5 protein-coding genes are annotated in these 12,168 nt (G+C 67.3%); 1 reads left to right on the top strand and 4 read right to left on the bottom strand.

Annotation, left to right across the window (positions count from 1 at the left end; translation table 11 throughout):
• Positions 1-332: 332 nt before the first annotated feature.
• Complete coding sequence (locus OG299_RS17000) at positions 333-2,795, top strand: YfhO family protein (protein WP_327361910.1); 2,463 nt, start codon at positions 333-335, stop codon at positions 2,793-2,795.
• A gap of 133 nt (positions 2,796-2,928) precedes the next feature.
• Here OG299_RS17000 and OG299_RS17005 read toward each other — a convergent pair whose 3' ends face one another.
• The 4 genes from OG299_RS17005 to rplJ all read right to left on the bottom strand — a co-directional run bounded on the left by OG299_RS17005 (position 2,929) and on the right by rplJ (position 12,031).
• On the bottom strand, positions 2,929-6,828 hold the full coding sequence (locus OG299_RS17005) for a DNA-directed RNA polymerase subunit beta' (protein ID WP_327361911.1): 3,900 nt from the start codon (positions 6,826-6,828) through the stop codon (positions 2,929-2,931).
• Between the two features lie 97 nt (positions 6,829-6,925).
• The gene (gene rpoB, locus OG299_RS17010) at positions 6,926-10,408 is read right to left on the bottom strand and encodes a DNA-directed RNA polymerase subunit beta (protein WP_266626468.1); all 3,483 of its coding nucleotides are present in this window, start codon (positions 10,406-10,408) and stop codon (positions 6,926-6,928) included.
• 598 nt (positions 10,409-11,006) lie between these two features.
• Positions 11,007-11,390, bottom strand: a complete 384-nt coding sequence (gene rplL, locus OG299_RS17015) for a 50S ribosomal protein L7/L12 (protein WP_266626470.1) — start codon at positions 11,388-11,390, stop codon at positions 11,007-11,009.
• Positions 11,391-11,500: 110 nt separating this feature from the next.
• On the bottom strand, positions 11,501-12,031 hold the full coding sequence (gene rplJ, locus OG299_RS17020; RefSeq protein ID WP_030008449.1) for a 50S ribosomal protein L10: 531 nt from the start codon (positions 12,029-12,031) through the stop codon (positions 11,501-11,503).
• Between the last annotated feature and the right edge of the window lie 137 nt (positions 12,032-12,168).

Consider the following 12,168-nt stretch of genomic DNA (forward strand, 5'->3'; position numbering starts at 1 on the left):
TGGATCGCGGTGGCTGATCCGGCTCTCATGCGGTTGATGGACACGCACAGGAGCCCAGGCACACCCCAGGCACAAGGTCTGAGCGTACCTACCGCATCCCATCCGGTCAAAACAAAGGCCCGCGCGGGACGGCCTGGACATCGCCGCCGGTCATGTGCCACTTGGGCGAGGCCCTCGTGTGGCCGCTCCGACTCGCGCAAGTGGTAAAGGCGTGCTAAGCGGTGCCGGACGGAGCGACCTTCCCCGCGAACTAAACTGCCTCGGCATTCAGCGATGCAGCGAATTCAGCGATTCACCCCAAACGGCACGACCAACCACCAGGGAGCGGGACATTGCGGACGGTCACCACGGAGCCGAGGGCCGCCGACAGCCCGGTCCACCCGTCGCCCCGCCGCCGGTCACCGCGAGCCGCCCGCCTGTACGGGCCCCTGCTGGCGTTCCTCGTCACCTCGGCCGCGTTCTGCGCGGCCTGGGTGGCCCGCGGCACCTTCCCCTTCGGCAACACCGGCCGGGCCCTCAACGACCAGGCCAACCAGTACGTGCCCTTCCACCGGACCCTGTGGGACCTGGTCCACGGGCAGGCCGCCGGCGACGTGCTCTTCACCTGGCGCGGCGGCTTCGGGCAGCAGTTCCTGTCCGACTACTACACGTACCTCGGCAACCCGTTCTCCTGGCTGGCCGTCCTGGTGCCGCGCGCCCACGTCGACCTCGCCGTCTTCGCGGTCACCCCGGTCACGATGGGCGCCGCCGCCGCCGTCATGACGGTCTACCTCGGCAAGCTGCACCCCGGCCCGTGGTGGCAGCGCGGGGTCCTCGGCGCCTGCTACGGCCTGTGCGGTTGGGCGCTCAGCGACGCCTCGTACATCCCCATGTGGCTGTGGGGCCTGGTCGCCCTGCCCCTCCTCGGCATCGCCGTCGAGTGGTGCCTGGAGGAGCGCCGCTGGCCGGGGGTGGCGCTGTTCGTCGCGCTCGCCTGGTTCGGCAACTTCTACACCGCGATGATGGCGACGATGGCCGCCTGCGTCCTGCTCGGCATCCGCCTGATCACCCGGGACATGACCGGCCGCCGGCGGCTGCGCGTCCTGTGGCGGGCCTCGAGCGCCGCCGCGACCGGCATCCTGCTCACCCTCCCGCTGCTGCTGCCGTCGTTCCTGTCCAGCGGCTCCGCGCAGCCCACCCAGGCCGGGGCCTTCGAGCCGGTGCGGATCGAGGTCTTCCTCGCCGGGATGCTCCCGGCCACCCACCTGTGGGGCGGCCGGCCGCGGCTGTACGTGGCCTCGCTGGGCCTGATCCTCGCCGGATCGTTCCTCTTCAACGCCGCCATCGCGAAGAAGACCCGCCTGGTGTGGGCCGCGGCGACGCTGCTCGTCGTCGCCTCGTTCCAGTTCCCGCCGACGCAGTACGTGTGGCACGGGCTGGCGGTCCCGAACGGCAATCCGTACCGCGAGACCTTCGTCTTCAGCGGCATGGTCGTGATCCTGGCCTGGCTGGCCCTGGCCCACCGCCCGCGCCCCCTCCACCTGGCGCTGACGGCCGCCCTGCTGGTCGCGGCCACCTTCGTGCTGCGCCGCACCGACGACTTCGGCGGCTGGACCTGGCACGCGGTGCTGGTCGGCGGGGGCGTCTCGCTGCTGGCCCTGATCCTGCTCTCCCTGGGGGCGAAGCACCGGGTACTGATCCCCGTGGCCGCCGTCCTGATGGTCGGCGTGGTCTTCGCGGAGTCCACGGTGGCGGCAGCGGGCGCGGACTCCCGCCGGGCCCGCGAGCGCTGGGCGAAGCCTGTCGCCACGTCGAACCGCTCGATCAACGCCCACTTCGACGCCGTCCGGCAGGTGGACGGCTGGCCCGCGTACCGGACGGATTCGGGCGCGCCGCAGACCTCGTACAACGACGCCCTCGCCCTGCGGGCGGAGGGCCCGCAGTACTACAGCAGCTACCTGCCGCAGGCCACGTACCAGGCCCTGGAGCCCCTCGGATACGGCTTCAAGAACGACGGCCGGACCTTCTTCGGCGCCGACAACCCGGTGCTCGACGCGATCTTCGCGATCGGGGCCCGGGTCCACCCCGGCGCGGCGCAGGGCACCTGGACGTCCACCCGCTTCCCCGCCCCTCCCCTGGTCACGGTCCGCAGCGCCGCCCACACCTCCCCGAACCCGGCCGACAGCGTCTACGCCCGCCAGGAGAACGTCCTGGGCACCACCCTGTACGAGGTCCCGCAGGTCACCCGGGGCGGCAGCGCCACGGAACAGACGTACGCCGCCCGGTGCACCCCCGGCTCCGAGGCGTACTGGTTCTCCCCGGAGCTCTACGGCACGCTCGCCTTCGCCGGCACGTCCCGCCCCCTGGAGGACCGGATGACCGGGGTGGTCAAGCTGGGCAAGGTCCCGGCCGACGGCATGGTCGCGGTGGCGGTGAACACCCGCACGCAGGACGCGACGGCGGGCGAGCACCCCGTCGGCTGCCTGAACCGCGCCGCCCTGGACACGGCGATCACCTCTCTGAAGTCCACCGGTGCCACGAAGGTCACGGCGGGCGGCCACACCATCGAGGCCACCCTCCCGAAGGGCGCCGCGGGCACGGCGGTCTTCGCGATGACCGACGTCCCGGGCTGGCAGTGCACGGCCCCGGTGAAGAGCTTCCACGGCCTGGTGTCCATGGACATCCCCGCGGGCACGGACAAGGTCTCCTGCACCTTCACCCCGAAGGGCCTCACCCCGGGCCTGGCAGCCGCCGCCCTGGCCCTCCTGGCCCTCGCGTCGACGACGGTGACGGCCCTCCGCCGCCGCCGCGCCTGACGGCATCCCAGGGCCCGGGGGAACCCCCGGGCCCCGGGACGGGAAGCCGGACACGACCCGGACACGAACCCGGACACGAAGAAGCCCCCCGCCGCTCCTCTCGGAGCAGCGGGGGGCTTCTTCTTACGAGCTGTTAGCCGTTGTACGGGCCGTAGTCGTAGTCCTCCAGCGGGACAGCCTGGCCGGAGCCGGTGCCGAAGGGCGAGTAGTCGATGTCGTCGTAGCCGACGGCCGAGTACATCGCGGCCTTCGCTTCCTCGGTGGGCTCGACCCGGATGTTGCGGTAGCGGGCGAGGCCCGTACCGGCCGGGATGAGCTTACCGATGATGACGTTCTCCTTGAGGCCGATGAGGCTGTCGGACTTGGCGTTGATCGCCGCGTCCGTCAGGACTCGGGTCGTCTCCTGGAAGGAGGCGGCCGACAGCCAGGATTCCGTCGCCAGCGAGGCCTTGGTGATACCCATCAGCTGCGGACGGCCGGAGGCGGGGTGACCGCCCTCGGTGACCACACGACGGTTCTCGGTCTCGAAGCGCGAGCGCTCGACGAGCTCGCCCGGCAGGAGCTCCGCATCGCCGGACTCGATGATCGTCACGCGGCGGAGCATCTGCCGGATGATGATCTCGATGTGCTTGTCGTGGATCGACACGCCCTGCGAGTTGTAGACCTTCTGGACTTCGCCGACCAGGTGGACCTGGACCGCACGCTGGCCGAGGATGCGCAGCACGTCGTGCGGGTTGGTGGCACCCGCGGTGAGCTTCTGGCCCACCTCGACGTGGTCACCCTCGTGCACGATGACCTTGGCGCGCTTCGAGATCGGGAAGGGCGTCTCGTCGCTGCCGTCGTCCGGCGTGATGACGATCTTCTTCGTCTTCTCGGTCTCCTCGATCCGCACGCGGCCGGCGGCCTCGGAGATCGGGGCGACACCCTTCGGGGTACGGGCCTCGAAGAGCTCGACGACACGCGGCAGACCCTGCGTGATGTCGTCACCGGCCACACCACCGGTGTGGAAGGTACGCATCGTCAGCTGGGTACCGGGCTCACCGATGGACTGGGCGGCGATGATGCCGACCGCCTCACCGATGTCGACCAGCTTGCCGGTGGCGAGCGAGCGTCCGTAGCAGAAGGCACAGGTGCCGACCGCGGACTCACAGGTCAGGACCGAGCGGGTCTTGACCTCCTCGACGCCGTTGGCGACCAGGGCGTCGATCAGGACGTCACCGAGGTCGACGTTGGCCGGCGCGATGACCTTGCCGTCGATGACGACGTCCTCGGCCAGCATGCGGGCGTAGATCGAGGTCTCGACGTCGTCGGCCTTGCGCAGCACGCCGTCCTCGCCGCGAACGGCGATCTTCAGCTTCAGGCCGCGCTCGGTGCCGCAGTCCTCCTCGCGGATGATCACGTCCTGCGAGACGTCCACCAGACGACGGGTCAGGTAACCCGAGTCGGCGGTACGCAGGGCGGTGTCCGCCAGACCCTTACGGGCACCGTGCGTGGAGATGAAGTACTCCAGAACGGTGAGGCCCTCACGGAAGGACGCCTTGATCGGACGCGGGATGGTCTCGTTCTTCGCGTTCGACACCAGACCACGCATACCGGCGATCTGTCGCATCTGCATCATGTTTCCTCGGGCACCCGAGTCAACCATCATGAAGATGGGGTTCGTCTTGGGGAAGTTCGCGTTCATCGCCTCGGCAACCTCGTTGGTCGCCTTGGTCCAGATCGCGATGAGCTCCTGCGTGCGCTCGTCCTTGGTGATCAGACCGCGCTCGTACTGCTTCTGGACCTTCTCGTCCATCGCCTCGTAGCCCGCGACGATGGCCTTCTTGGCCTCGGGCACGACGACGTCGGAGATGGCCACGGTGACGCCCGAACGGGTCGCCCAGTGGAAGCCGGCCGCCTTCAGGTTGTCGAGCGTCGCCGCCACGATGACCTTGGGGTAGCGCTCCGCCAGGTCGTTGACGATCTCGGAGAGCTGCTTCTTGCCCACCGAGTAGTCGACGAACGGGTAGTCCTCGGGCAGCAGCTCGTTGAAGAGCGCGCGGCCCAGGGAGGTGCGCAGACGGAAGCTGTCGCCCGGCTGGAACTCCTGCTCGCCCTCTTCGGCTACCGGCGCCGCCCAGCCGCGCGGCGGGATGGTGCCCACCGGGAAGCGGATGTCGACGGACGACTGCAGCGCGAGCTCGCCGGCGTCGAACGCCATGATCGCCTCGGCCGTGGAGCCGAACGCGCGGCCCTCGCCCTTGGTGTCACGGAGCTCACCGTCGGTGGTCAGGAAGAACAGACCGAGGACCATGTCCTGGGTCGGCATCGTGACCGGACGGCCGTCGGCGGGCTTCAGGATGTTGTTCGAGGACAGCATCAGGATGCGGGCCTCGGCCTGCGCCTCCGCGGAGAGCGGCAGGTGCACGGCCATCTGGTCACCGTCGAAGTCCGCGTTGAACGCGGTGCAGACGAGCGGGTGGATCTGGATGGCCTTGCCTTCGACCAGCTGGGGCTCGAAGGCCTGGATGCCGAGGCGGTGCAGCGTGGGTGCACGGTTCAGCAGCACCGGGTGCTCGGCGATGACCTCTTCGAGCACGTCGTACACGACCGTGCGGCCGCGCTCGACCATGCGCTTCGCCGACTTGATGTTCTGCGCGTGGTTCAGGTCGACCAGGCGCTTCATCACGAACGGCTTGAAGAGCTCCAGCGCCATGGCCTTGGGCAGACCACACTGGTGCAGCTTCAGCTGCGGACCGACGACGATCACGGAACGCGCGGAGTAGTCCACGCGCTTGCCGAGAAGGTTCTGACGGAAACGACCCTGCTTGCCCTTGAGCATGTCGCTCAGGGACTTCAGCGGACGGTTGCCGGGACCGGTCACCGGACGACCACGACGACCGTTGTCGAAGAGGGCGTCCACGGCCTCCTGAAGCATGCGCTTCTCGTTGTTCACGATGATCTCGGGGGCACCGAGGTCGAGGAGACGCTTCAGACGGTTGTTGCGGTTGATCACGCGGCGGTACAGGTCGTTCAGGTCGGAGGTCGCGAAGCGGCCACCGTCCAGCTGCACCATCGGACGCAGGTCCGGCGGGATCACCGGCACGCAGTCCAGAACCATGCCCTTGGGCTTGTTGCTGGTCTGCAGGAACGCGGAGACGACCTTGAGGCGCTTGAGCGCACGGGTCTTCTTCTGGCCCTTGCCGGTACGGATGATCTCGCGGAGGCGCTCGGCCTCCTCCTCGAGGTCGAAGGACTCCAGGCGCTTCTGCAGCGCGGCGGCGCCCATGCAACCGTCGAAGTACGTGCCGAAGCGGTCACGCAGCTCGCGGTAGAGCAGCTCGTCGCCCTCGAGGTCCTGGACCTTGAGGTTCTTGAAGCGGGCCCACACCTCGTCGAGGCGGTCGATCTCGCGCTGGGCGCGGTCACGCAGCTGCTTCATCTCGCGCTCGGCACCTTCGCGCACCTTGCGGCGTACGTCGGCCTTCGCGCCCTCGGCCTCGAGCTCGGCCAGGTCGGTCTCGAGCTTCTTGGCACGGCCTTCGAGGTCCGCGTCACGGCGGTTCTCGATCTGCTGGCGCTCGACGGAGACGTGCGCCTCCAGCGACGGGAGGTCGCGGGTGCGACGCTCGTCGTCGACGAACGTGATCATGTACGCGGCAAAGTAGATGACCTTCTCGAGGTCCTTCGGCGCGAGGTCCAGCAGGTATCCGAGGCGCGACGGGACGCCCTTGAAGTACCAGATGTGGGTGACGGGAGCGGCAAGCTCGATGTGGCCCATCCGCTCACGGCGCACCTTGGCGCGCGTGACCTCGACGCCACAACGCTCACAGATGATGCCCTTGAAGCGGACACGCTTGTACTTGCCGCAGTAGCACTCCCAGTCCCGGGTCGGACCGAAGATCTTCTCGCAGAAGAGTCCGTCCTTCTCGGGCTTGAGGGTGCGGTAGTTGATGGTCTCCGGCTTCTTGACCTCGCCGTGCGACCAGGTTCGGATGTCGTCCGCGGTGGCAAGGCCGATCCGCAGCTCGTCGAAGAAGTTGACGTCGAGCACTGTGCGTCAATCCCTCTTTCGGGGTCGAGTCTCAATCATGGTCTGAACGGTCCCGGGGATGACGGGGGGCTCTTGAGCGAGCCCCCCGTCAGGCCCGTCAGACCTCTTCGACGCTGCTCGGCTCGCGCCGGGACAGGTCGATACCGAGCTCCTCCGCCGCGCGGAAGACGTCCTCGTCGGTGTCGCGCATCTCGATGGACATGCCGTCCGAGGACAGCACCTCCACGTTGAGGCAGAGCGACTGCATTTCCTTGATGAGCACCTTGAAGGACTCGGGAATGCCCGGCTCGGGGATGTTCTCGCCCTTGACGATGGCCTCGTAGACCTTCACGCGGCCGGTGACGTCGTCGGACTTGATGGTCAGCAGCTCCTGGAGGGCGTAAGCGGCGCCATAAGCCTCGAGCGCCCACACCTCCATCTCACCGAAGCGCTGGCCACCGAACTGCGCCTTACCACCCAGCGGCTGCTGCGTGATCATCGAGTACGGACCGGTCGACCGGGCGTGGAGCTTGTCGTCGACCAGGTGGTGGAGCTTGAGGATGTACATGTACCCGATCGAGATCGGGTCCGGGAACGGCTCGCCGGAGCGGCCGTCGAACAGGTGCGCCTTGCCGGTCGGCAGGACCAGGCGGTCCCCGTCGCGGTTCGGGATGGTGTGCTCGAAGAGACCGGAGATCTCGTCCTCGCGGGCACCGTCGAACACCGGGGTGGCGACGTTGGTACCGGGCTCGACGCGGTCGGCACCGATGACCTTCAGACGCTCGGCCCAGTCCTCCGCGAGGCCGGAGACGTCCCAGCCGCGGCTGGCGAGCCAGCCGAGGTGGATCTCCAGGACCTGTCCCGGGTTCATTCGGGACGGGACACCCAGCGGGTTCAGGATGATGTCGACCGGCGTGCCGTCCTCAAGGAAGGGCATGTCCTCGATCGGAAGGATCTTGGAGATGACACCCTTGTTGCCGTGGCGGCCGGCGAGCTTGTCACCGTCGGTGATCTTGCGCTTCTGGGCGACGTAGACGCGGACCAGCTGGTTCACGCCCGGAGGAAGCTCGTCGCCCTCCTCGCGGTCGAAGACGCGGACACCGATGACCTTGCCGATCTCACCGTGAGGCACCTTGAGCGAGGTGTCACGCACCTCGCGGGCCTTCTCACCGAAGATCGCGCGGAGCAGGCGCTCCTCCGGGGTCAGCTCGGTCTCACCCTTGGGCGTGACCTTGCCGACCAGGATGTCGCCGGCGACGACGTCCGCACCGATGCGGATGATGCCGCGCTCGTCGAGGTCGGCGAGGACCTCTTCGGAGACGTTCGGGATGTCCCGGGTGATCTCCTCGGGGCCCAGCTTGGTGTCACGGGCGTCGACCTCGTGCTCCTCGATGTGGATCGAGGAGAGGACGTCGTCCTGCACGAGGCGCTGCGACAGGATGATCGCGTCCTCGTAGTTGTGACCTTCCCAGGGCATGAACGCGACGAGCAGGTTCTTGCCGAGGGCCATTTCGCCCTCTTCGGTCGCAGGACCGTCGGCGAGGACCTGAGCCTCGATGATGCGGTCACCCTCGTTGACGATGACCTTCTGGTTGACCGAGGTGCCCTGGTTCGAGCGGGAGAACTTGGCGACGCGGTACGTGGTGTACGTGCCGTCGTCGTTGGCGACGGTGATGTAGTCGGCCGAGACCTCCTGGACGACACCGTCCTTCTCCGCCTTGATCGAGTCACCGGCGTCGACCGCACAGCGGTACTCCATGCCGGTGCCGACGAGCGGCGCCTCCGCCTTGATGAGCGGAACGGCCTGGCGCATCATGTTCGCGCCCATGAGGGCACGGTTGGCGTCGTCGTGCTCGAGGAAGGGGATCATCGCGGTCGCGACGGACACCATCTGGCGCGGCGAGACGTCCATGTAGTCGACGTCGCCGCCGGCGATGTAGTCGATCTCGCCACCACGACGGCGGACCAGGACGCGGTTCTCGGTGAAGCGCATCTCATCGTTCAGGGCGGCGTTCGCCTGGGCGATGACGAAGCGGTCTTCCTCGTCGGCCGTGAGGTAGTCGACCTCGTCGGTGACGACACCCTCGACGACCTTGCGGTACGGGGTCTCGATGAAACCGAACGGGTTGATCCGGCCGTAGGAGGCCAGCGAGCCGATCAGACCGATGTTCGGGCCTTCAGGCGTCTCGATCGGGCACATGCGGCCGTAGTGCGACGGGTGAACGTCACGGACCTCGAAGCCGGCCCGCTCACGGGACAGACCACCCGGGCCGAGGGCGTTGAGACGACGCTTGTGCGTCAGACCCGACAGCGGGTTGTTCTGGTCCATGAACTGCGACAGCTGGCTGGTGCCGAAGAACTCCTTGATGGAGGCGACGACCGGCCGGATGTTGATCAGGGTCTGCGGCGTGATCGCCTCGACGTCCTGAGTCGTCATGCGCTCGCGCACGACGCGCTCCATACGAGCCAGACCCGTGCGGACCTGGTTCTGGATGAGCTCGCCGACGTTGCGGATACGACGGTTGCCGAAGTGGTCGATGTCGTCGGTCTCGACGACGATCTCCCGGCCCGACTCGCCGACCGTCTCGGTCTCGCCCGCGTGCAGCTTGACCAGGTACTTGATGGTCGCGATGACGTCGTCGGTGGTCAGCACACCGGCGTCGAGCGGCTCATCGGCGCCGAGCTTCTTGTTCACCTTGTAGCGGCCGACCTTCGCGAGGTCGTAGCGCTTCGGGTTGAAGTAGAGGTTCTCGAGCAGCGTCTGAGCGGCCTCGCGGGTCGGCGGCTCGCCCGGGCGCAGCTTGCGGTAGATGTCGAGCAGCGCGTCGTCCTGGCCCTGGGTGTGGTCCTTCTCCAGGGTGGCGCGCATGGACTCGTACTCGCCGAACTCCTCGAGGATCTGCTCGGTGGTCCAGCCGAGAGCCTTCAGGAGGACGGTGACGGACTGCTTGCGCTTGCGGTCGATGCGGACACCGACCATGTCGCGCTTGTCGATCTCCATCTCCAGCCAGGCACCCCGGGACGGGATGATCTTGGCGGCGAAGATGTCCTTGTCGGACGTCTTGTCGATGGAGGAGTCGAAGTAGACACCGGGGGAGCGGACAAGCTGCGACACGACGACACGCTCGGTGCCGTTGATGACGAAGGTGCCCTTGTTGGTCATGAGCGGGAAGTCGCCCATGAAGACCGTCTGAGACTTGATCTCTCCGGTCTCGTTGTTCGTGAACTCGGCCGTGACAAACAGCGGCGCCGCGTACGTGAAGTCGCGGTCCTTGCACTCGTCGACGGAGTTCTTCGCCGGCTCGAACCGGTGGTCGCGGAACGTCAGCGACATGGAACCGGAGAAGTCCTCGATCGGCGAGATCTCCTCGAAGATCTCTTCCAGACCGGACTTGGTGGGAACGTCCTGTCCACTCTCGAGCGCCGACTCGACGCGAGACTTCCAGGCGGCATTGCCGAGCAGCCAGTCAAAGCTCTCGGTCTGCAGCGCCAGGAGGTTCGGAACCTCGAGGGGCTCCTTGATCTTTGCAAAGGAGATGCGCAGCGGGGCGGTGCTGGCACCGGTGTTCGTATTGGTCGAGGCGTTGCGCGAGGCGGCCAAGAGGGGGTCCTTCCGAGGGCTCGGACTCACTACGCGCGTACCGGTCCCAGCTGACACAGAAGACAACCCCCCTGATCCGGCCGATAAGGCCTGGTCAGGGCGTATCAATCAAGTGTGCTCGAGCGTGGGCATGCCCCTGGCGACGGGCAGGGGGCAGCTAACAGGCAGCGCAAAGGGTCAGTGTAGCCACTTGGCTCACTGATGTCCAGACCAGGTTTCCGGAAACCGGCAACAGGCCTTCCCCATGTCGTCTAAACCAACCCTGCAACCCTGCGTCCAACATTGCGGCTCGCGCCTACAGAGCGCGTATCAGTACTGCCCTCTTCGTAGCCGATCCATGCCTCGGATCTCGGATCCGTGTCCCGGATCCCGGATCGGGCGGACCGATCCCGCAACGGGTCTGAGAATTGCGCGCCGCGTGCCGTTCGTCAAGGCCCCCTGCTCCGTGCGGATCATCTCCGGACCCGGCCGCGGGGCAACGATGATCACCCTACTCCCCAACGAGACCAGGGCAAGTCAGGCACCGCGGGTACGCCAAAGGGCGACCACCCTTACGGGTGATCGCCCTTGGTTGGGGCCCCAGAGGGCCCCAGAGGTGTTACTTGACCTCGACAGCCGCGCCGGCAGCCTTGAGGGACTCGGCGGCCTTGTCAGCGGCCTCCTTGGCGACCTTCTCGAGGACCGGCTTCGGAGCGCCGTCCACGAGGTCCTTGGCCTCCTTCAGACCCAGGGAGGTCAGCTCGCGCACGACCTTGATGACCTGGATCTTCTTGTCGCCGGCACCGGTGAGGATGACGTCGAACTCGTCCTGCTCCTCGGCGGCCTCGGGGGCAGCGCCACCCTGACCCGGGGCGGCAACGGCGACGGCCGCGGCGGCGGTGACGTCGAACTTCTCCTCGAAGGCCTTCACGAACTCGGAGAGCTCGATGAGGGTCATCTCCTCGAACTGGGCGAGGAGGTCGTCCTGAGAGAGCTTCGCCATGATGGGCGATCCTTCCACTAATTCGGCAGGTGCCGGATGTATATAGAGGCGGGCGTAACGGCCCGCTACGACCCACGCACTAGGCGGCGTGGATCAGTGCGCGAGCCGAATTACTCGGCACCGCCCTGCTCGGCGAGCTTGACGCGAAGCGCTTCCGCGGTGCGGACGAACTTCGACGGCAGCGCCTGGAAGAGCGAGGCAGCCTGAGACTGCTTGCCCTTGAACGCGCCGGCCAGCTTGCTGAGCAGAACCTCGCGGGACTCGAGGTCCGCAAGCTTCTTGATCTCATCGGCGGTGAGCGCCTTACCATCAAGGACACCCGCCTTGATGATGAGGTTCGGGTTGTCCTTGGCGAAGTCACGCAGGCTCTTCGCCGACTCCACCGGGTCACCGGTGATGAAGGCGACCGCGGTCGGACCAGCAAAGTGCTCGTCCAGCGCGGTGATCCCGGCCTGGTTGGCCGCAATCTTGGTCAGCGTGTTCTTCACCACGGCGTACTGGGCGTTCTCACCAAGGGAGCGACGCAGCGTCTTGAGCTGCGCGACGGTGAGACCCCGGTACTCGGTCAGCACGGCGGCGTTCGAGCTCTGGAACGCGTCCTTGAGCTCGGCTACCGATGCAGCCTTGTTGGGCGTCGGCATGGTGCGTTCGCCTCCTTCCGGGTGATGAGGACCGCTCAGAAGGGGCTGAAATAAGAAACGCCCCGGCGCAGGCGCCAGGGCGTGGCTCAACCGGAACGAATTCCGGGAACCTTCCACAGTCACCTACGCGGGTCGTC

The sequence above is a fragment of the Streptomyces sp. NBC_01296 genome, assembly GCF_035984415.1.
In the GTDB taxonomy this organism is placed as follows: Bacteria; Actinomycetota; Actinomycetes; order Streptomycetales; family Streptomycetaceae; genus Streptomyces.

Coding starts and splice junctions, on each gene's coding strand:
- rplL (WP_266626470.1), bottom strand. CDS start 11,390: ATGGCGAAGCTCTCTCAGGACGACCTCCTCGCCCAGTTCGAGGAGATG.
- rplJ (WP_030008449.1), bottom strand. CDS start 12,031: ATGCCGACGCCCAACAAGGCTGCATCGGTAGCCGAGCTCAAGGACGCG.